The organism is Delftia sp. JD2 (assembly GCF_001682645.1).
Taxonomy (GTDB): Bacteria; Pseudomonadota; Gammaproteobacteria; order Burkholderiales; family Burkholderiaceae_C; genus Comamonas; species Comamonas acidovorans.
Genome location: NZ_LFJT01000025.1, coordinates 59,885 through 80,848, shown reverse-complemented (window position 1 = coordinate 80,848; position 20,964 = coordinate 59,885). Strand labels below are relative to the sequence as shown.

The following is a 20,964-nucleotide window of genomic DNA, read 5'->3' as shown; positions in this document are numbered from 1 at the left end:
GGCAGGCAAGGCGGGGATCAGCGTTCCGTGTTGGTGGCCGAAGTCTTCAGGTACTGGATGAAGCCGGGGTCGGCGTAGGCGGCGGGCGGCAGATCATCGGTCAGCAAGGCGGTATCCACCTCGGCAACCTCGGTCAGACCTGTCTGGTCCGTCTGCACGTTGACGACCACCAGGCCAACGATCAACGCCAGCACCGGCACGGCCGAGATCAGCGCGCGCCACCAGGTGCCGCCCTCGTCGCCGGAGCCCAGAGTCAGCGTGCCGCCCTGGGCCTGGGTTGCGCTGGCAGCCTGCACGGGCGCAGCGCGCAGCTCGCGCCGGCGAACGGACAGGGCGCGCTCGCGCCCAGCGCGCAGCCGCTCGGTGATGTCGTATGGCAGCAACGCCTCGCCGTCACCCAGGCGCGCGGTGATCCGGCGTGCGATGCGGTCGGCCGCCATTTCGCTGTGGAGAGTGAGAGTGGGCGCAGTCTTCATAGCTCGATTCCTTTGGCCTTCAGTGCCTTGCTCAATGTCTGGATGGCGCGGAAACAATGTGTTTTTACACTTCCTTCGGAACACCCCATCGCGGCAGCGGTCTCCGCGACGTCCATCTCTTCCCAATAACGCATCAGGAAAGCTTCGCGTTGACGTGCTGGAAGCTCCTGTATCTCTTTTTCAATGCTTTGCAAAATCTGGGCCCGCTCGGTCAGATCTTCGGCGCTGCGGGCGGTTTCGCCGTTCTGGCCGGAGTCGGCATAGGTTTCGAGCCAGTCGAAGTCCGCATCGTCGCCGGCCGACGCCTCCAGATCGCTCATGCGGGTGAAGAGGGCGTTCTGCGTTTTTTGCCTGCGAAACCAGTCCAGCGTGCTGTTGGACAGGATGCGCTGGAACAGCATGGGCAGCTCGTTGATGGGCTTGTCGCCATAGTGCTGCGCCAGCTTGAGCATGCTGTCCTGCACGATGTCCAGCGCCGCCTCCTCATCCCGGACGTGAAAAAAGCTGCGCTTGAAGGCTCGCTTTTCTACGCTTTTGAGGAAGTCGGATAGTTCTTGCTCGGTTGCCAAAAGGAACGCAGGCCCGGATGAGGGGCTCGTTGATGAGGGGCTGAACGGGTGCGGGGCCTGATTATCGCACCGCACTGTCAATTTTTTTCGCAGGATGGCGCGCAGGCTTGTTGCAGTGCGATAATGTCTGCTGCAATTCAAAAAGGCAAACGGGTCACGGTCCGGCGTTTACTCACTCGCCCATGTCTGTTGGTCCTAAGTCCCGCACCGGCCTCACAAGGGCTTCAGGCAAGGGGCACCCAAGGTTTTTCGTTAGAGAAATTCACAAAGGTTGATCATGGAAATTTCCAAAGCCGAGTACTCCAGCGCGGCAGCAGCGGCGTCGCAGTCCCATGCATCCCAGGAGCTGATGGGCTCCGAGATCCTCGTCAAGTCCCTGCAGGCCGAAGGTGTCAAGCAGCTTTGGGGCTATCCGGGCGGTGCGGTTCTGTACATCTACGACGCCCTCTACAAACAAGATTCCATTCAGCATGTGCTGGTGCGCCATGAACAGGCGGCCGTGCATGCGGCAGACGGTTTTGCCCGTGCCACGGGTGAAGTCGGCGTGGCCCTGGTGACCTCGGGTCCCGGCTTGACCAACGCCGTGACCGGCATTGCCACCGCCTATACCGATTCCATTCCCCTGGTCGTGATCAGCGGCCAGACCTCGACGGCCTACATCGGCACCGATGCGTTCCAGGAATGCGACACCGTCGGCATCACCCGCCCCATCGTCAAGCACAACTTCCTGGTGAAGGATGTGCGCGAGTTGGCGGACACGATGAAGAAGGCCTTCCACATCGCCCGCACCGGCCGTCCCGGCCCCGTGGTGGTGGACATTCCCAAGGATGTGTCCTTCAAGAAGGCTCTCTACGCCGGCTACCCCGAGAAGGTGGAGATGCGCTCCTACAACCCGGTGCGCAAGGGCCATGCCGGCCAGATCCGCAAGGCGTTGCAGTTGCTGCTGGCTGCCAAGCGTCCCTATATCTACACGGGCGGCGGCGTGCTGCTGGGCAATGCCTGCAACGAGCTGCGCACCCTGGTGGACATGCTGGGGTACCCGGTCACGCATACGCTGCTGGGCCTGGGCGCCTATCCGGCCAGCGACCGCAAGTTTCTGGGCATGCTGGGCATGCACGGCACCATCGAAGCCAACAATGCCATGCAGAACTGCGACGTGCTGCTGGCGGTGGGTGCACGCTTCGATGACCGCGTGATCGGCAACCCCAAGCATTTCATGTCGGTGGAGCGCAAGATCATCCACATCGACATCGATCCCTCTTCCATCTCCAAGCGCGTGAAGGTGGACGTGCCCATCGTGGGCGACGTCAAGGAGGTGCTGACCGAGCTGATCTCCATGATCCGCGAGGCAAGTGCCCGTCCCGACGCAGCGGCCCTGGGCCAATGGTGGGAGACCATCGAAGGCTGGCGCAGCCGCGACTGCCTGCAGTACAGCCGTGGCGATGGCTCGGTCATCAAGCCGCAGTACGTGGTGGAGACGCTGTGGAACATGACCCACGACGCCGATGCCTACATCACGTCCGACGTGGGCCAGCACCAGATGTGGGCCGCGCAGTACTACCGCTTCGACGAGCCGCGCCGCTGGATCAACTCCGGCGGCCTGGGCACCATGGGCGTGGGCCTGCCCTACGCCATGGGCATCAAGCTGGCCAAGCCTGAATCCGAGGTGTTCTGCATCACGGGTGAAGGCTCCATCCAGATGAACATCCAGGAGCTGGCCACCTGCCTGCAGTACAACACGCCGGTCAAGGTGGTGTCGCTGAACAACCGCTACCTGGGCATGGTGCGCCAGTGGCAGGAGATCGAGTATTCGGGCCGCTACAGCAGCAGCTACATGGACTCGCTGCCCAACTTCGTGAAGCTGGCCGAGGCCTATGGTCACGTGGGCATGCTGATCGAGCGCCCCGAGGACGTGGAGCCCGCCCTGCGCGAGGCACGCAAGCTCAAGGACCGCACGGTGTTCATGGACTTCCGTACCGATCCCACCGAGAATGTGTTCCCCATGGTGCAGGCCGGCCGTGGGATCACCGAGATGCTGCTGGGGGCTGACGACCTCTGAGCATGGTCCCTTGCGGGATCTGCCCGGGTTCATTCCTGCCGCATCCGTTCCAGTGAGCCGTCCTCGAGGCGGCCCCTTTGACGAATCTATTGCCTGCCAAGCCCGACGTTTACCGGCGCCGGGGGAGGGCAGCGAAAAGAGGAATCTTTCTTTCATGAAACACATCATTGCCGTGCTGCTCGAAAACGAGCCGGGAGCCTTGTCGCGCGTGGTGGGCCTGTTCTCGGCCCGCGGCTACAACATCGAATCGCTGACCGTGGCCCCCACGGAAGACGCATCGCTGTCGCGCATGACCATTCAGACGAATGGCTCCGAAGACGTGATCGAGCAGATCACCAAACACCTGAATCGCCTGATCGAAGTCGTCAAGGTCGTGGACCTGACCGAGGGCTCCTATACCGAGCGCGAGCTCATGATGGTCAAGGTCCGCGCCGTGGGCAAGGAACGCGAGGAGATGAAGCGCATGGCGGACATCTTCCGCGGCCGCATCATCGACGTGACCGAAAAGAGCTACACGGTCGAGCTGACCGGCGACCAATCCAAGAACGATGCCTTCCTGCAGGCACTGGACCGCACGGCCATTCTGGAAACCGTGCGCACCGGCTCCTGCGGCATCGGCCGCGGCGAACGCATTCTGCGCGTTTGATGCGCTGCAACGTACCTGAAACCTGTCCCCTTCCCCTTTTCAACCCCTACACACACGAAGCCTGGAGCCAACATGAAAGTTTTCTACGACAAGGACTGTGACCTGAGCCTGATCAAGGGCAAGACCGTTGCCATCATCGGCTACGGCAGCCAGGGCCACGCACACGCGCAAAACCTGAACGAAAGCGGCGTGAAGGTCGTGGTCGGCCTGCGCAAGGGCGGCGCTTCCTGGGACAAGGTCGCCAAGGCTGGCCTGACCGTCGCGGAAGTCGATGACGCCGTGAAGTCCGCCGACCTGGTCATGATCCTGCTGCCGGATGAGAACATCCCCGAGGTCTACAACAACAACGTGGCCCCCAACATCAAGCAAGGCGCCACGCTGGCCTTTGCCCACGGCTTCAACATCCACTACAACCAGGTCGTGCCCCGCGCCGATCTGGACGTGATCATGGTCGCCCCCAAGGGTCCTGGCCACACCGTGCGTTCCGAGTACCTGAAGGGCGGCGGCGTGCCTTCGCTGATCGCTGTGTACCAGGACAAGTCCGGCAAGGCCCGTGACCTGGCCCTGTCCTATGCCATGGCCAACGGCGGCGGCAAGGGCGGCATCATCGAGACCAACTTCAAGGAAGAAACCGAGACCGACCTGTTCGGCGAGCAAGCCGTTCTGTGCGGCGGCGCGGTGGAACTGGTGAAGATGGGCTTCGAGACCCTGACCGAAGCCGGCTACGCTCCCGAAATGGCCTACTTCGAGTGCCTGCATGAGCTCAAGCTCATCGTGGACCTGATGTACGAAGGCGGCATCGCCAACATGAACTACTCGATCTCGAACAACGCCGAGTACGGCGAGTACGTGACGGGTACCGAAGTCATCAACGACAAGTCGCGCGAAGCCATGCGTGCTGCCCTCAAGCGCATCCAGACCGGCGAATACGCCAAGATGTTCATCCAGGAAGGCCGCACCAACTACCCGAGCATGACGGCCCGCCGCCGCATGAACGCCGACCACGCCATCGAGAAGGTCGGTGGCCAGCTGCGCGCCATGATGCCCTGGATCTCCAAGAACAAGCTGGTTGACCAGAGCCGCAACTGAGATTGCTGCATTCCATCTTGCCTGGGTCGCGCAAGCGGCCTACGCAAGGTGCAGGACAAGGCCACCCCGACGGGTGGCCTTTTTCGTGCAGGGAAGGGGTGCGGCGCGCAGGTACACTGACCCTTTCGGGGCGGCGCGGTCCGCTCCCTTAGAATACTATCGTTTTAATAGCTGCCCGCGCCCGTAGGCGCTGTGCTGGAGGCTGGATTGATGCAAAACCACAATGAGTCCAACGAGATTGAGGGCGTGGTGGTGCGCAAGCGCCGCAAGGGTATCTACATCCTGCCCAACCTGTTCACGCTGGCTGCGCTGTTCGGTGGCTTCTACGCCATCGTGATGGCCATGAATGGCCGCTTTGAACTGGCTGCCGCAGGCGTGTTCTGCGCCATGGTGCTGGACAGTCTTGACGGGCGCGTGGCACGCATGACCAATACGCAAAGCGCCTTTGGCGAACAAATGGACTCGTTGTCGGACATGGTGTCCTTCGGCGCCGCTCCCGCCTTGATCGCCTATGAGTGGGCGCTCAAGGGCATTGGTCGCTGGGGCTGGATTGCCGCCTTTGTCTATTGCGCCTGCGCTGCACTGCGGCTGGCGCGTTTCAACGTGAATACCGGCACGGTGGACAAGCGCTGGTTCCAGGGCCTGCCTTCGCCTGCGGCGGCGGCGCTGGTCACGGGCTTCATCTGGCTGCTGGACGAGGCGGGCCTGCTGCGCGGTCAGGATGCCTGGCTGAGCTGGACGCAGATTACCTGGATCATGTTCTTCCTGACGCTGTACGCGGGCCTGACCATGGTCACCAATGTGCCGTTCTACAGTTTCAAGGACGTGCACTTCAAGAAGAGCGTGCCGTTTGCCGCCATCGTGCTGATTGCGCTGGGCATTGCCATCATCAACATCCACCCGCCCATCGTGCTGTTCGGCGTGTTCCTGCTCTACGGTTTCTCGGGCTATGGCGTCTACGCCTGGCGCAAGGCCAAGGGCCAGCGCACCAGCGTCATCAGCACCTCGACCGACGAGCCCGAGGAGCGCGGCCTGCACAAGTGATGCGGCGCAGCATCTTCACAGCCTTTGTGAACCTGTGCTAAAGTCGTTCGAATGCAATACCTGTCGCTAGCTCTACTACTGATGTCCAACGGGCAGAGACAGTAGCGCGCGCGTACATACCTACTTTCACGGCCCGTTTGCACCAGCGACGGGCCGTTTTGCATTTGTGGGGTCGCTGGAGCAGGTGGGTCTTGTTTTTACCTAGACGATAGAAAGCACTTCAGCCATGTTGCAAAACCCTTCGACCAAGTACCGTCCGTTCGCTTTCGCTCCCGTGCGTCTGCAAAATCGCAGCTGGCCCGACGCGACGATTACCAAGGCTCCGATCTGGTGCAGCGTGGATCTGCGCGATGGCAACCAGGCGTTGATCGAGCCCATGGACATCGATCGCAAGATGCGCATGTTCGAGCAGCTGGTGAAGATCGGCTTCAAGGAGATCGAGGTCGGCTTCCCCTCCGCTTCGCAGGTGGAGTTCGACTTCATGCGCAAGCTCATCGAGGAAAACCGCATTCCCGATGACGTGACCATCCAGGTGCTGACCCAGGCGCGCGAGCACCTCATCCGCCGTACCTTCGAAGCGCTCGAAGGCGTGCCCCGTGCCATCGTCCATCTCTACAACGCCACCGCGCCCGTGATGCGCCGCGTGGTGTTGAACATGAGTGAAGACGAGATCGTCGAGCTGGCCACCACCAATGCCCGTATGTTCAACGAGATCGCTGCCGGCTACCCCCAGACGCAGTGGACCTTCCAGTACTCGCCCGAGATGTATTCGGACACCGAGCTGGAGTTTTCCAAGCGCGTCATCGATGCCGTCACCGATGTATGGCAGCCCACGCCCGAGCACAAGTGCATCATCAACCTGCCCACCACGGTGGAGCATTCCACGCCCAATCTGTTTGCCGACATGGTGGAGTGGACGCACCGCCATATCCAGCGCCGTGATTCCATCGTGCTGTCCGTCCATCCCCACAACGATCGCGGCACGGGCACGGCCACGGCCGAGCTCGCGCTGATGGCCGGTGCCGACCGCCTCGAAGGCTGCCTGTTCGGCAACGGCGAGCGCACGGGCAACCTCGACGTGGTCAACGTGGCGTTGAACATGTACATCCAGGGCGTGTCGCCTGGCCTGGATTTCTCCGATATCGACGGCATCCGCAGCACGGTCGAGCATTGCAACCAGTTGCCCGTGCACCCGCGCCATCCCTACGTGGGCGATCTGGTCTACACCTCGTTCTCTGGCTCGCACCAGGATGCGATCAAGAAGGCCTTCGCCGACCGCAAGGAAGGCGACGTCTGGGACATGCCCTATCTGCCCATCGATCCCAAGGACCTGGGTCGCAGCTATGAGGCCGTCATTCGCGTCAACAGCCAGTCGGGCAAGGGCGGCATCGCCTATCTGCTTGAAAGCGAATATGGCCTCCAGTTGCCACGCCGCCTGCAGATCGAGTTCAGCCAGGTCGTGCAGCGCGAGATGGATGCCAGCGGCAAGGAATTGGCTGCCGCCGACCTGTGGAATCTGTTCCAGCGCGAATACGGCCTGCAATCCGTGCAGGCACCGCACTACCGGCTGAGCGAGAACGATGGTGTGGTCAGCCTGTCGGCCGACCTGGCCGTCGAGGGCGGCAAGCGCACGATTGAGGCCGAGGGCACGGGCCCGATCGATGCCTTCGTGCAGGCGCTGAGCGAGCACAGCGGCCGCGCGGTGCGCGTGCTGGACTATGCCGAGCACGCCATTGGCGAAGGCGCCAACGCCAAGGCCATCGCCTATGTGGAACTGCGCGTGAACGAGTCCCACGTGTGCTACGGCGTCGGGGTCGATGCGAATATCGTCTCTGCCTCGTTCCGGGCCATCATGTCGGGCTTGCAGCGTGTTCCCTCCGCCGAGAATGCGGTGGAGCAGGAGGCGGTCGCCGCCTGAATTTCGTTCCCGAGCCGGTGCAGCCACAAGCGCACCGGCTTTTTTCATCGCCTGCCCGTGGGCAGGGGCTTCGCATCCACAAGAAAGACGAGACTCCCCATGACCGACCAATTGATCATTTTCGACACCACCTTGCGTGACGGCGAGCAGTCGCCCGGTGCCTCCATGACCCGCGACGAGAAGCTGCGCATCGCGCGCCAGCTCGAACGGCTGAAGGTCGATGTGATTGAGGCCGGTTTTGCGGCGAGCTCCAACGGTGACTTCGAGTCGGTGCAGGCCATTGCGCGCGCCATCAAGGACTCCACCATCTGCTCGCTGGCGCGGGCCAATGACCGTGACATCGCCCGTGCGGCCGAAGCCCTCAAGGACGCCAACCGCGCGCGCATCCACACCTTCATTGCGACCAGCGCGCTGCACATGGAGAAAAAGCTGCGCATGACGCCCGAGCAGGTGCTGGAGCAGGCGCGCCAATCCGTGCGCTTTGCGCGCAACCTGATTGCCGACATCGAGTTCAGCCCGGAGGACGGCTACCGCAGCGACCCGGATTTCCTGTGCCGCGTCATCGAGACCGTGATCGCCGAGGGCGCAACCACGATCAACGTGCCCGACACCGTGGGCTATGCCATTCCCGAGCTCTACGGCGCCTTCATCAAGAACCTGCGCGAGCGCGTGCCCAACAGCGACAAGGCGGTCTGGAGCGTGCACTGCCACAACGACCTGGGCATGGCCGTGGCCAACTCGCTGGCCGGCGTCAAGCTCGGAGGCGCCCGCCAGATCGAATGCACCATCAATGGCCTGGGTGAGCGCGCCGGCAACTGCTCGCTGGAAGAAGTGGTGATGGCCATCAAGACGCGCAAGGACTACTTTGGCCTGGACGTCAACATCGACGCCCTGCACATCGTGGCCGCCAGCCGCATGGTCAGCCAGACCACCGGCTTCGTGGTGCAGCCCAACAAGGCCGTGGTGGGGGCCAACGCCTTCGCCCACGCCTCCGGCATTCACCAGGACGGCGTGCTCAAGGCGCGCGACACCTACGAGATCATGCGTGCCGAGGACGTGGGCTGGAGTGCCAACAAGATCGTTCTGGGCAAGCTCAGCGGCCGCAACGCCTTCAAGCAGCGCCTGCATGAATTGGGCGTGGAGCTGGACAGCGAAGCCGCGATCAATACCGCCTTTGCCGCCTTCAAGGAGTTGGCCGACCGCAAGAGCGAGATCTTCGACGAGGACATCCTGGCCCTGGTGACCGAGCAGGACGCGCATCAACAGGCCGACCCCTTCCAGTTCATCTCGCTGGCCCAACAAAGCGAGACGGGTGAGCGCCCACACGCGTCGGTGGTGTTCAGCCGCGACGGCCGCGAGATCAAGGCCCAGTCCGACGGCAATGGCCCGGTCGATGCCTCGTTCAAGGCCATCGAGTCCGAGGTGAAGAGCGGTGCCGAGATGCTGCTGTACTCGGTCAACGCCATCAGCGGCTCTACCGAAAGCCAGGGCGAAGTGACCGTTCGCCTGCAGCGCAGCGGGCGCGTGGTCAACGGCGTGGGCGCCGACCCTGACATCGTCGTGGCTTCTGCCAAGGCCTATCTGAGCGCGTTGAACAAATTACACAGCAATGCAGAGATCGTGGCTGCGCAGGGGTAAGCACTCGCCTTATAATTTCACTTAAATTATCGAAAAGTCGCACAAGTTATTGTCACAGTGCGACTTTTTCGATTAATGTAAGGTCTAGTCACAAATTCTTGCTGCTTGGAGCATTTCTCATGCCCACCCTACGCCGTGCCCGCCTCGGTCGATTTGCTCAGGTCATGTCCTTTCTGGCCCTGAGTTGTGCTCTTGCTGCTCCGGGCGCATATGCCGCGCCCGCCAAGAAAGTTGCCAAGAAACAGGTGGCCGTGGCCCCTGTCAAGAAGAAGGCGGTGAAGGAGCGCGCCACGGCCGCTCCCCAGGGCAAGCGCGTTGCCAAGAGCGCGCGCCAGCCCAGCCGCGTCGCTGCACGCAGCGAGGCCAGCCCCATTCGCGCCGTTGCCTACGAGCCACGCCTGTCCTTCGGCCAGATGGCCGGTCTGCATGCGGTGGCCGATCCTCTGGATCTCAAGAGCAGCGTGGCCCTGGTCCTGGACCAGGACACCCATGAGGTGCTGCTGAGCAAGAACGACCATGCCGTCTTGCCCATCGCCTCGTTGACCAAGCTGATGACCGGCCTGCTGATTTCCCAGGCCCATCTGCCGATGGATGAAACCATCACCATCACGCAGGACGACGTGGATACCGAAAAGGGCAGCAGCTCGCGCCTGGCCGTCGGCACCACGCTCACGCGCGGTGAAATGCTGCACCTGGCCCTGATGTCCAGTGAAAACCGCGCTGCCCACGCCCTGGGCCGCACTTTCCCTGGTGGCCTTGATGCATTTGTCCAGCAGATGAACGCCAAGGCCCGTCTGCTGGGCATGACCGATACCCGCTACGTGGAGCCCACCGGGCTGTCCAGCCGCAACCAGTCCAGCGCCCGTGATCTGGCCGTGCTCGTCAATGTGGCGCACAGCGATCCGCTGGTGCGCGAGTACACCACCTCGCCCGGCTATGAGGTGGCCGTGGGCCGCCGCACGCTGCAGTACAACAACACCAACCGCCTGGTGATGAGCCCCACCTGGGACATCGGTCTGCAAAAGACCGGCTACATCTCCGAGGCAGGCCGCTGCCTGGTCATGCAGGCGCAGGTGGCTGGCCGCAAGATCATCATGGTCTTCCTGGATTCGGCCGGAAAGTTCAGCCGCCTCGGCGATGCCGAGCGCGTGCGCCACTGGGTGGAGTCCATGGGGCAGGTGGCTGGCGATCCCATGATCCACAAGGTCAAGGGCTGAGTTTTCTTTCCCCTTACAACAAAGGCGCCGATGGCGCCTTTGTTGTTTCTGGTGGGCAGAGGTCTGTGTAGCCAATGGCCCCTGGTCAATGCCAACGGGGCCGACGGCCGTTCAGTGGCTGCTGCGCGCGTAGGGGTTGGGAGGCGGTGCAGCCGGGCGGGTTGCGTTGAAGCCCAGGGCGCCCGAGATCTCCTGTGCAGTGGATTGGAGCTTGGACATCCAGCTTTCATCCAGCCGGTCGGCGGGAGCGGAGATGGACAGGCCGGCCACCAGCTTGCCCTGGTCGTCGTAGATGCCGGCGGCCATGCAGCGCACGCCCAGCTCCAGCTCTTCGTTGTCGCGGGCCACGCCATGGTGGCGTACCTTGTCCAGCTCGTTTTCCATGTCGGCCAGCCGCGTGATGCTGAAGTGCGTCTTGCCGGGCAGGCCGGTGCGCGTGGCGTAGGCGCGGACCTGTTGCGCATCGTCGGCCGCCAGGAACAGCTTGCCGTTGGATGTCAGGTGCAGCGGCGCATGGCCGCCGATGGCGCGCACCACCTGCATGCCGGAGCGCTCGCTGTAGGCGCGTTCCACATAGACGATTTCATCGCCCTGGCGCACGCTGAGGCTGACCGGCTGCTGGATCTGCTTGTGCAGCTGGCGCATGGGGATCAGGGCCGCTTCGCGCACGCTCAGGCGGGCCTTGACCAGATTGCCCAGTTCCAGGAAGCGCATGCCCAGGCGGTAGCTGCCCGATTCGGGGCGATCGACAAAGCGGCCAATGGCCAGATCGTTGAGGATGCGGTGCGTGGTGGAGGGGTGCAGGCCGGTGCGCTCGCTGATCTCCTTGAGCGATACCGCTTCCTCGCGCGAGGCCAACACGTCGATCAACGTGAACATGCGTTCCAGGACTTGGACGCTGGGCTTGGGGGAGGCCGCGTTATCGTTTTTTTTCATGAGGCGGAGTGGAGTTTCGGCATTCGGTCATTCTAGCGGCGGCCATGGCATGGCGGCATATGTGCCGCCAGCAAACAGCGGCTATGCGCATAAGAAATGTCGCTGAAAAGGCGTGGAGTGACGCTGTATCAGCGCGGCAGCTGATCCACGCGCTGCCAGCGCTCGTCAACGCGCACTTCATGGGGCAGGAAGCGCGCCTTGTAATTCATCTTCTGGCTGTCGGCGATCCAGTAGCCCAGGTAGACATAGGGCAGGCTCATGGACCGGGCCTGGTCGATCTGCCACAGCACATTGAAGGTGCCGTAGCTGGCGGGGTCGTTGGGTTCGTAGAAGGTGTAGACGGCAGACAGCCCGTCTTCCAGCACATCGAGGATGGAGACCATCTTCAGCGTGCCGATGCCGCCATCGGCTGCGGGCGTGCGGAACTCCACAAGGCGCGAGTTGACGCGGCTTTGCAGCAGGAACTGGGTGTACTGGTCCACGCTGTCATGGTCCATGCCTCCGCCGCTGTGGCGGCTTTGCTGGTAGCGCAGGTACAGCTGGTAGTGCTCGTTCGAGTAGTGCAGGCGCTGGATCGATGCCGTGAGGTCGGCATGGCGCGCGGCGGCGCGGCGCTGGCTGCGGTCGGGGCGGAAGTCGTGGACCAGGATGCGCATCGGCACGCAGGCGCGGCATCCGTCGCAATACGGCCGGTAGGTGAACATTCCGCTGCGGCGAAAACCCAGTGAAACCAGCTCCGAATAGGCGCTGTTCTGGATCAGGTGGCTGGGCGTGGCCACTTGCGAACGCGCCAGCCGGCCATCGAGATAGCTGCAGGGGTAGGCGGCGGTGGCATAGAACTGCAGGGCCTGCAGCGGAAGATCGTTCGGGTGCGTCATGGTGTGCTGGCGGCAGCCGGTGATGTGTCGCCAGCCTCGCCGGACGGTGGCAGCAACGCGTCCCAGTATACGTTTTCGAACTGCCAGCGCATGGGCGGCAGCTGGCTTTGCTCGGCCACGGTTTGCAGGAACCGGGCGCGCGGCATTTCGCGCGCCCCCAGCGAGGCCAGATGCTGCGTGGCCTGCTGGCAATCGATCTGCACGGCGCCTTGGTGTCTGCACAGCGCAACCAGGGCCGCCAGCGCGATCTTGGATGCGTCGGTGGCATGCGCGAACATGGATTCGCCAAACACGGCGCGGCCCAGTGCCACGCAATACAGGCCGCCCACCAGGCGTCCGTCCACCCAGGTCTCCACGCTGTGGGCTGCACCCTGGTGGTGCAGGTCGGCATAGGCGTCAAGAATTTCCTGCACGATCCAGGTGCCATCCTGGTCGTGGCGCACCGTCTGGGCGCAGTGCTGCATCACGGTCTCGAACGCGCTGTCGATGCGGATCTCGCAGCCCGGCGTGGCGCGAAAGCGCTGCAATGTCTTGCGCAGGCTGCGGTGCAACCGGAACTGCGATGTCTGCAGCACCATGCGGGGATCGGGCGACCACCACAACGTGGGCTGGCCTTCGCTGAACCAGGGAAAAATCCCCTGGCTGTAGGCGATGCGCAGGTGCGCCGCATCCAGCGTGCCGCCTGCGGCCAGCAGGCCCGGGATGGGGTCGTTGGGGCCCCATGCCGTTTCCACAGGAGGGAAGGCCTGGTGGGGGATGAGCCATGGAAGGGGGTGGGACATGATCGGGTGCGGACGGAGGAAATGGATTCGCATGCTCTGCAGCCGCAGTCTTGCACAAACCATGCGCAAGAGGGCTGCGTGGATGCGAGGGCATCGCCTGGCCGGGGTAAGTGAACCTCCTACGCGGCCTTGTCGCGCCAGGGGACAGTGCCGCCTGGCAGGCTTGGGCTATGCTGGTTCCGTCTTCTTGCGGATGCTTGGCTTTCGCTGTGAAGGCATCGAAGGAGGATGAGCGATGTTTTTCAGCAAAATCTTTGGCGCAAGCCTTGCCGAGCCGCGCTATATCCGTCGCACCCGGGCCTACCTGCAGGAAGCCCGCATGGCGATGCTGGAGCACACCATTGCAGCGGAGTACTACAAGTCCTCTGCTGACATGTATGCGGAACGTGCCGCACGGCTGGAAGAAGAGTTGCGCGCATGGGAAGAGGGCGTCGAGCAATCCCGTGCTGCCCATGTCTCGCGCCGCGCACATGCCAGGCACAGCAAGCCCGTCACCGTGGAGCCCGCCGCAACTCCATCGCCGCCGAACACGCCCACCGTGGGCATGGTGCGTGCAGCCTGACCCAACAAAAAAGCCCGCATGCGTTGGCATGCGGGCTTTTCATCTGGCTCCTCAACCTGGGCTCGAACCAGGGACCTACGGATTAACAGTCCGGCGCTCTACCAACTGAGCTATTGAGGAATATGTTGGCGTTGGGTCTTGTGCGATTGCAAGGCCACTGAAATTTGGCTCCTCAACCTGGGCTCGAACCAGGGACCTACGGATTAACAGTCCGGCGCTCTACCAACTGAGCTATTGAGGAATATGTTGGCGTTGGGTCTTGTGCGATTGCAAGGCCACTGAAATTTGGCTCCTCAACCTGGGCTCGAACCAGGGACCTACGGATTAACAGTCCGGCGCTCTACCAACTGAGCTATTGAGGAACAAGACCTAGATTATATGACGTAAAAAACACATCACAGAAAACTCGGGGGAATTTTTTCAGGAAGGCCGGCTGCAGGCCTTCATTCTCACGGCTCGGGCCTGAACCACAGCCACACCAGCACGCAGCCCATGGAGGTCAGCGCCACGGCCTGCACCCAGGCGGGCGGGCGTGTCCACAGCAGTATGACGGCGCACAGGCTCATCATGGCGCTGGCGCTCCATTTGGCGCGCCGGCTCACGCAGCCGCCCCGTGCCCAGTTGCGCAGCATGGGGCCGAACAGGCGATGGCGCCACAGCCAGGTGTGCATGCGCTGCGAGCTGCGCGCCGCGGCCCAACCGGCCATGAGCACGAACACCGTGGTGGGCAATCCTGGAATGAAGATGCCGGCAATGCCCGTGGCCAGGCTCAGGCAGGCAAACAGCTGCAGCGCCCAGCGCAACGGGGCGGCCGGCATGCGGTGCAGGGGAGGGGGATCGTCATCATGGAAGGCCGGCGCCGTGCCTGCCTGCGCAGTGGCCTCGGGCTCCAGGGTCTGTGCCGTGGGTATTTGCTGCGCGCCTGCCTCACGGTCCTCTGGGGACGCGGTGGATGACTCTCTGGCGGTGCTGGGCATGCTGCGATTGTGCCAGCGCGCTGTGGCCATTGCGGCCAAGAGGCGGCCAAGAGGTGGCCAGGGGGCGGCAGGGAGCCGGGCGGCCGCTATGCTTGGCAACCCACATTTACATGCATAGCCTTGCACTGCCATGACTGTCCGCACCATTTTGAAGATGGGCGATCCGCGCCTGCTGCGCGTCGCCCAGCCCGTGACCGAATTCGACACCGACGAACTGCACCTGCTGCTCAGCGATTTGCTGGACACCATGCATGCAGCCAACGGCGCGGGGCTGGCCGCGCCGCAGATTGGCGTGGACCTGCAGATGGTGGTGTTCGGCTCCGGCCTGCCCAATCCGCGCTACCCCGATGCGCCCGTAGTGCCGCGCACCGTGCTCATCAACCCGGTCATCACGCCCATGGGCGAGGACGAGCAACTGGACTGGGAAGGCTGCCTGTCCGTACCCGGCATGCGCGGCATGGTGCCGCGCTGGAACCATATCCGCTACACGGGCTTCGATGTGTTTGGCGATGCCATCGACCGCACGGTGGATGGTTTTCATGCGCGCGTGGTCCAGCATGAGTGCGATCACCTTTGGGGAAAGCTCTATCCCATGCGCATGCGTGACTTCAGCCAGTTCGGCTTCACCGATGTGCTGTTCCCTGGCATCAGCGCGGCCGAGGACGACTGAGCGGGCGGGCGCTGCCCGTATTCAAGGATCTTCGGTCAGGTCTTTGTATACAAATCGGTAGACAATTTTTCCATGCTGGCGCCGTACATTGGCTCTTCCCGCCAAGGCGGGGATTGTGTGCGTTCGCCCGCCAAGAGCTGCCAAGCAGCCACCGGGCTTCGCGATGCAGGATGCAGGAGAGCGCGGCCTATCGGGTCGGCGGCAAAAGGTGCGCGGGGGCGCGCCTGCCGCCATCCGGCTGCCGCGTACTTGTCCGGCGTTCTGTGAACAAGAGGACAAGGAGACAGCGATGGAAAAAAGTTCTGGCAATGCGCCGGCCCTGGGTACAGACATCCGCCCGGAGGACGAGCAACTCGGCCTCACGGCCAACACCCTCTATGGTTTGCAGCATGTGCTGACCATGTACGGAGGCATCGTGGCCGTGCCCCTGGTCATGGCCAATGCGGCCGGCATGTCGGCGGCCGACACGGGCCTGCTGATCACGGCCTGCCTTTTCATGGGCGGGCTGGCCACGCTGCTGCAGACGCTGGGCATTCCGTTCTTCGGCTCGCGCCTGCCGCTGGTGCAGGGCGTGTCCTTCTCGGGCGTGGCCACCATGGTCAGCATCCTGCACACAGGCGGCGGCATGCAGGGCGTGCTGGGCGCCGTGCTCTTTGCCTCGGTGTTCGGCCTGATCATTGCGCCCATTTTTTCCAAGCTCACCCGGTTTTTCCCGCCGCTGGTCAATGGCTGCGTGATCACCATCATCGGCCTGTCGCTGATGCCGGTGGCGGCCCACTGGGCCATGGGCGGCAATCCCCAGGCGGCCGACTACGGCAGCATGGGCAACATCGGGCTGGCGGGCCTGTCGCTGGTCATCGTGCTGGCGCTGAGCAAGCTGGGCAACGCCATGATCTCGCGCCTGTCCATCCTGCTGGCCATCGTCATCGGCACGGCGGTGGCGGCCATGATCGGCAAGTCCGACTTTTCCGAGGTGGGCAGCGGCGCCTGGTTCGCCGTGCCCATGCCGCTGCACTTCGGCTGGCCGACCTTCAGCCTGGCGGCGACCCTTTCCATGTCCATCGTGATCCTGGTGACGCTGGTGGAAACCTCGGCCGACATCCTGGCCGTGGGCGACATCGTGGGCACCCGCGTGGATTCGCGCCGCCTGGCCGACGGCCTGCGCGCCGACATGCTGTCCAGCGTGGTGGCGCCGTTCTTCGGCTCGTTCACGCAGAGCGCCTTTGCCCAGAACGTGGGCCTGGTCGCGGTCACGGGCATCAAGAGCCGTTATGTCGTGGCCTTCAGCGGCCTGATCCTGATCGCCTTTGGCCTGCTGCCCATCATGGGGCGCATCGTGGCCTGCGTGCCGCCCTCGGTGCTGGGCGGCGCGGGCCTGGTGCTCTTTGGCACGGTGGCGGCCAGCGGCATCCGCACGCTGGCCAAGGTGGACTATCACAACAACATGAACCTGATCATCGTGGCGGCGTCCATCGGCATGGGCGTGCTGCCCATGGTCAAGCCGGACTTCTATCACCACTTCCCGGACTGGTTCGCCACCATGTTCCATTCGGGCATCAGCTCCACGGCGGTGACCGTGCTGCTGTTGAACCTGGTCTTCAACCACTTCAAGCAGGGCAACCCCGAGGAGCCTTCGGTGTTCGGCGCAGGTTCTGAGCGCGTGCTCAGCGAGGCCGTGCTGTCTGCCCTGGCCGATGGCGACCGGGTGGTCGATGGCAAGCTCTATGACCGCGAGGGCAAGGAAGTGGCCACGGTGTCGGCGCCTGCGGCTGCCATGCACTGACGGCCGCACCCGCGCCTGGATGCAAAAGGCCCGCCCTGGTTGACAGGGCGGGCCTTTTTTCGCCGCAAGTTCAGACCGCCAAGGCCTGCAGCAGCTCGGTTTCTATGAGCAACTGGCGCTGGTTGTTCTGCAGTTCGGCGCCCTCGATCAGAAAGCTGTCTTCCACGCGCTCGCCCAGCGTGCTGACCTTGGCCAATTGCACGCTCAGGTGGTGCTGCGCCAGGATGCGCGCCACGGTGTAGAGCAGGCCGGCGCGGTCCGTGGCCGAGATGGACAGCAGCCAGTGCTGGGCTTTCTCGTCGGGCTGCAGCGTGACGCGCGGCGCAAAGGGGAAGCTTTTGACGCGGCGCGACAGGCGCCGGGGGGATGGCTCGCGCAGCGGCCCGCCCTGCATCAGTGCGGCGACCAGGTCGTTCTCGACCATGTGCATCAGCTCGCGGTACTGCTCCTGCATGGCGGGCGCGACCACCTGGAAGGTGTCCAGCGCATAGCTGTTGTGGGCCGTGTGCACGCGCGCATCCAGAATGGAGAAGGCCGCCCGGTCGAAGTAGCCGCAGATGCGCGCGAACAGATCGGGCTGGTCAGGCGCGTAGACCAGCACCTGCAGCCCCTCGCCGGCCAGGGAGCGGCGCGCGCGCACCACGGGGCGGGTGGTGCCCACGTGGCGCGACAGGTGGCGCGTGTGCCAGGCGATGTCGGCCGCCTCGTGGCGCATGAAATAGTCCACGCCCAGCGTGTCCCAGAGCTTCTTGTGCGATTCGAAGGGCTGGGCTGTCAGTGCCAGCTGCACCAGGGCCTCGCGGCGGCGGGCCTCGATCTCGGCGGCAGCATCGGGCGCGCGTCCGCCCATGACGCGCAAGGTCAGGCGATAGGTGTCCTCCAGCAGCTTGCCCTTCCAGGCGCTCCAGACCTTGGGGCTGGTGCCGCGGATGTCGGCCACGGTCAGCAGGTACAGGGCCGTGAGGTTGCGCTCGTTGCCCACGCGCTCGGCAAAGGCCTGGATCACCTCGGGGTCCGACAGGTCCTGCTTTTGCGCGACCTGGCTCATGGTCAGGTGCTCGCGCACGAGGAATTCGATCAGCTCGGCGTCGGCGCGCGCAATGCCGTGGGCGCGGCAAAAACGCTTGGCCTCCACGGCGCCGATGATGGAGTGGTCGCCGCCGCGGCCCTTGCCGATGTCGTGGAACAGCGCGGCCACGTACAGCAGCCAGGGCTTGTCCCAGCCGCTGGCCAGCTGGGAGCAGAACGGGTACTCATGCGCATGCTCGGCCATGAAAAAGCGCCGCACATTGCGCAGCACCATGAGGATGTGCTGGTCCACCGTGTAGACGTGGAACAGATCATGCTGCATCTGGCCCACGATGCGCCGGAAGGGCCACAGGTAGCGCCCCAGCACCGAGGTCTGGTTCATCAGCCGCATGGCGTGCGTGATGCCGCTGGGCTGCTGCAGGATCTTCATGAAGGTGGCGCGGTTGACCGGGTCGCGCCGGAAGGCCGCGTCCATCAGGTCACGCGCGCCGTACAGCGCGCGCAGCGTGCGCGCCGACAGGTCGGTGAGGCCCACATGGGTCTCGTACATCAGGAAGGTTTCGAGGATGGCGTGCGGCTCGCGCTCGTAGAGATCGTCGCTGGCCACCTCGATGGTGCCGGCCTTCTCGTAGAAGCGCGAGTTCAGCCGGATGCGCGGCGTGGGGCGCGGGTTCAGCCGCTCCTCGATGTTCAGCCGCAGGATCTGGCACAGCTGGGTCACGGCCTTGGCCGCCCAGTAGTAGTGGCGCATCAGCGTCTCGCTGGCGCGCATGGCCAGCTTGCGCCCTTCGGCCGAGGTGGAGCGGTAGCCAAAGGCCTCGGCCACGGCGGTCTGCTGGTCGAAGACCAGGCGGTCCTCATGCCGGCCCGCCACCGCGTGCAGGCGTGCACGTATCAGGCTCAGCAGGGCTTCGTTGTCCTCGAGCTGGCGGCGCTCGAAATCGGTGATCAGCCCCTTGCCGGCCAGGGCCTGCCAGCTGCTGCCCAGGCCTGCGGCACGGGCCAGCCAGATCATGGTGTGCAGATCGCGCAGCCCGCCGGGCGATTCCTTGCAGTTGGGCTCCAGCGAGTAGGGCGTGCTCTCGTACTTGTTGTGGCGCTGGCGCATTTCCAGCAGCTTGCCGGACAGAAAGGCGTGCGCATTCATCTGGGCCTGGTAGCGCGTCTGGAACTCGGCGAACAGCGGCTCGCTGCCGCAGATGCGGCGTGATTCGAGCAGGGCGGTCTGAACCGTCAGGTCGCGCTCCGATTCCTCCAGGCATTCGGCCAGCGTGCGCACGCTGGAGCCGATCTCCAGGCCCGCGTCCCAGCAACTGCCAATGAATTTCTCGATGCGCGAGGCCAGCTCGGCATCTGCCGTGCCGGCGGCTGGCAGCAGCACCAGCACGTCGATGTCGGAATAGGGAAACAGCTGGGCGCGCCCGAAGCCGCCCACGGCGGCCAGGCAGGCCTCGGGCGGCATGCCGGCACGATGCCACAGCGCGCGCAGCAGCGTGTCGGCCAGATCGCTCAAGTGCTGCAGCACCAGGCGCACGCCGCGCCGGCCCATGGTGGGCGCCAGCAGCGAGCCTATCCAGCGCCCGCGATCCCGGGCGTACTGCACGCGCAACTGCTCCAGCGAGTCCGGGGCAGAGGGCGCAGCGTGGGAAGGAGTGTGGTCAGTGGTCTGTTTCATACGCGGCGAGGGCAGGGAAGGCGCCGGGAGCGGGTGCCCCGGACGCCATGCCATTTTGCCTGCGCATCACGCAAGAAACATGCCGAGCCTCAGCAGCTCGTGGTGGTAACGAAGGGGGGCAGCGCGGGCGAGCCGGCCGACAGGGTCATGACTTCGTAGCCGGTCTTGGTCACCACCAGGGTGTGTTCCCACTGGGCCGAGAGGCTGTGGTCCTTGGTCACGATGGTCCAGCCGTCCTTGCCCAGCTCCTTGATCTCGCGCTTGCCCAGGTTGAGCATGGGCTCGACGGTGAAGACCATGCCTTCTTCCAGCACGGTGCCCGTTCCGGGGCGGCCGTAGTGCAGGATCTGGGGCTCTTCGTGGAACTTCTGGCCGATGCCGTGGCCGCAGAACTCGCGCACCACCGACAGGCCGTGGCCTTCGGCAAAGGTCTGGATGGCGTTGCCGATGTCGCCCAGCGTGGCACCGGGCCTGACCTGCTGGATGCCCAGCCACATGGCGTCGAAGGTCAGTGCCGACAGGCGCTTGGCTGCGATGGAGCACTCTCCGATCATGAACATGCGGCTGTTGTCGCCGTACCAGCCGTCCTTGGTGATGACCGTGACGTCCACATTGACGATGTCGCCCTTCTTGAGCGGCTTGTCATTGGGAATGCCGTGGCAGACCACATGGTTGACCGAGGTGCACAAGTGCCCAGGGTAGGGAGGGTAGCCGGGCGGCTGGTAGCCGATGGTGGCGGAGACCGTGCCCTGCTGCGCCATGCATTCGGCGCCCAGGCGGTCGATCTCGGCCGTGGTGATGCCGGGCTTGATGTGGGGGGTGATGTAGTCCAGCACTTCCGAAGCCAGGCGGCAGGCCACGCGCATGGCTGCGATGTCTTCAGCGCTCTTGATGGTGATGCTCATGCCCGCAATTATCCCATTGCGCCTTCGGGCGTGCAGGGGTAAGGGGCGGCTGTCGCCATCGGGACGGCTCAGCCCGGTAAAATAGCGGCCTCACCGATTCAGCGCCTTGCA

18 protein-coding genes and 3 tRNA genes are annotated in these 20,964 nt (G+C 64.0%); 10 read left to right on the top strand and 11 right to left on the bottom strand.

Annotated features, from left to right (window positions below; genetic code table 11):
* Positions 1–17: 17 nt before the first annotated feature.
* Complete coding sequence (locus tag ACM14_RS15475) at positions 18–476, bottom strand: DUF3619 family protein (RefSeq protein ID WP_013801504.1); 459 nt, start codon at positions 474–476, stop codon at positions 18–20.
* Positions 473–1,045: an RNA polymerase sigma factor gene (locus tag ACM14_RS15470; protein WP_013801505.1), complete on the bottom strand. Its 573-nt coding sequence runs from the start codon at positions 1,043–1,045 to the stop codon at positions 473–475. The genes ACM14_RS15475 and ACM14_RS15470 overlap by 4 nt, the downstream gene beginning before the upstream one ends.
* A 277-nt stretch (positions 1,046–1,322) precedes the next feature.
* Between ACM14_RS15470 and ACM14_RS15465 the strand changes: the two genes are divergently transcribed.
* The 7 genes from ACM14_RS15465 to ACM14_RS15435 all read left to right on the top strand — a co-directional run bounded on the left by ACM14_RS15465 (position 1,323) and on the right by ACM14_RS15435 (position 10,656).
* Complete coding sequence (locus tag ACM14_RS15465; RefSeq protein ID WP_065346631.1) at positions 1,323–3,104, top strand: acetolactate synthase 3 catalytic subunit; 1,782 nt, start codon at positions 1,323–1,325, stop codon at positions 3,102–3,104.
* Between the two features lie 154 nt (positions 3,105–3,258).
* Positions 3,259–3,750, top strand: a complete 492-nt coding sequence (gene ilvN / locus ACM14_RS15460; RefSeq protein WP_012206665.1) for an acetolactate synthase small subunit — start codon at positions 3,259–3,261, stop codon at positions 3,748–3,750.
* Positions 3,751–3,822: 72 nt separating this feature from the next.
* The gene (ilvC, locus tag ACM14_RS15455) at positions 3,823–4,839 is read left to right on the top strand and encodes a ketol-acid reductoisomerase (protein ID WP_012206664.1); all 1,017 of its coding nucleotides are present in this window, start codon (positions 3,823–3,825) and stop codon (positions 4,837–4,839) included.
* A 210-nt stretch (positions 4,840–5,049) separates the two neighbouring features.
* Complete coding sequence (gene pssA, locus ACM14_RS15450; protein ID WP_012206663.1) at positions 5,050–5,883, top strand: CDP-diacylglycerol--serine O-phosphatidyltransferase; 834 nt, start codon at positions 5,050–5,052, stop codon at positions 5,881–5,883.
* Between the two features lie 226 nt (positions 5,884–6,109).
* Entirely contained in the window at positions 6,110–7,801 is a 1,692-nt protein-coding gene (gene leuA / locus ACM14_RS15445; protein ID WP_065346626.1) for a 2-isopropylmalate synthase, read from the top strand.
* A gap of 99 nt (positions 7,802–7,900) precedes the next feature.
* On the top strand, positions 7,901–9,439 hold the full coding sequence (locus tag ACM14_RS15440; RefSeq protein ID WP_012206661.1) for a 2-isopropylmalate synthase: 1,539 nt from the start codon (positions 7,901–7,903) through the stop codon (positions 9,437–9,439).
* A gap of 119 nt (positions 9,440–9,558) precedes the next feature.
* Positions 9,559–10,656, top strand: coding sequence for a serine hydrolase (locus ACM14_RS15435; protein ID WP_065346625.1), 1,098 nt, complete (start codon positions 9,559–9,561; stop codon positions 10,654–10,656).
* A 111-nt stretch (positions 10,657–10,767) separates the two neighbouring features.
* Here ACM14_RS15435 and ACM14_RS15430 read toward each other — a convergent pair whose 3' ends face one another.
* From ACM14_RS15430 to aat, 3 genes are all read right to left on the bottom strand, one after another.
* Positions 10,768–11,592, bottom strand: coding sequence for an IclR family transcriptional regulator (locus tag ACM14_RS15430; RefSeq protein ID WP_013801509.1), 825 nt, complete (start codon positions 11,590–11,592; stop codon positions 10,768–10,770).
* A gap of 128 nt (positions 11,593–11,720) precedes the next feature.
* Positions 11,721–12,470, bottom strand: coding sequence for an arginyltransferase (locus ACM14_RS15425; RefSeq protein WP_012206658.1), 750 nt, complete (start codon positions 12,468–12,470; stop codon positions 11,721–11,723).
* Complete coding sequence (gene aat / locus ACM14_RS15420) at positions 12,467–13,252, bottom strand: leucyl/phenylalanyl-tRNA--protein transferase (RefSeq protein ID WP_063325907.1); 786 nt, start codon at positions 13,250–13,252, stop codon at positions 12,467–12,469. Before aat ends, ACM14_RS15425 begins: the two co-directional genes overlap by 4 nt.
* A 235-nt stretch (positions 13,253–13,487) precedes the next feature.
* On the opposite strand from aat, the gene ACM14_RS15415 reads away from it, so the two are divergent.
* Positions 13,488–13,814, top strand: a complete 327-nt coding sequence (locus tag ACM14_RS15415) for a hypothetical protein (RefSeq protein WP_012206656.1) — start codon at positions 13,488–13,490, stop codon at positions 13,812–13,814.
* Between the two features lie 44 nt (positions 13,815–13,858).
* Here the strand turns inward: ACM14_RS15415 and ACM14_RS15410 are convergent.
* The 4 genes from ACM14_RS15410 to ACM14_RS15395 form a co-directional block, all read right to left on the bottom strand.
* A tRNA-Asn gene (locus ACM14_RS15410) sits at positions 13,859–13,934 on the bottom strand.
* A gap of 45 nt (positions 13,935–13,979) precedes the next feature.
* Positions 13,980–14,055, bottom strand: a tRNA-Asn gene (locus ACM14_RS15405).
* A 45-nt stretch (positions 14,056–14,100) separates the two neighbouring features.
* Positions 14,101–14,176: transfer RNA gene (locus ACM14_RS15400), tRNA-Asn, on the bottom strand.
* Positions 14,177–14,263: 87 nt separating this feature from the next.
* Complete coding sequence (locus tag ACM14_RS15395) at positions 14,264–14,632, bottom strand: YbaN family protein (RefSeq protein ID WP_049801494.1); 369 nt, start codon at positions 14,630–14,632, stop codon at positions 14,264–14,266.
* A gap of 289 nt (positions 14,633–14,921) precedes the next feature.
* Between ACM14_RS15395 and def the strand changes: the two genes are divergently transcribed.
* Complete coding sequence (gene def, locus ACM14_RS15390; RefSeq protein WP_013801513.1) at positions 14,922–15,461, top strand: peptide deformylase; 540 nt, start codon at positions 14,922–14,924, stop codon at positions 15,459–15,461.
* A 289-nt stretch (positions 15,462–15,750) separates the two neighbouring features.
* Positions 15,751–17,244: a nucleobase:cation symporter-2 family protein gene (locus tag ACM14_RS15385; protein WP_012206653.1), complete on the top strand. Its 1,494-nt coding sequence runs from the start codon at positions 15,751–15,753 to the stop codon at positions 17,242–17,244.
* A 70-nt stretch (positions 17,245–17,314) separates the two neighbouring features.
* Here ACM14_RS15385 and ACM14_RS15380 read toward each other — a convergent pair whose 3' ends face one another.
* Both ACM14_RS15380 and map read right to left on the bottom strand, forming a co-directional pair.
* Positions 17,315–19,948 carry a [protein-PII] uridylyltransferase gene (locus tag ACM14_RS15380; RefSeq protein WP_013801514.1) on the bottom strand — a complete coding sequence of 878 codons (2,634 nt, stop codon included), beginning with the start codon at positions 19,946–19,948 and terminating at the stop codon, positions 17,315–17,317.
* A gap of 89 nt (positions 19,949–20,037) precedes the next feature.
* Positions 20,038–20,853 carry a type I methionyl aminopeptidase gene (gene map / locus ACM14_RS15375; RefSeq protein WP_034396030.1) on the bottom strand — a complete coding sequence of 272 codons (816 nt, stop codon included), beginning with the start codon at positions 20,851–20,853 and terminating at the stop codon, positions 20,038–20,040.
* Positions 20,854–20,964: the final 111 nt, after the last annotated feature.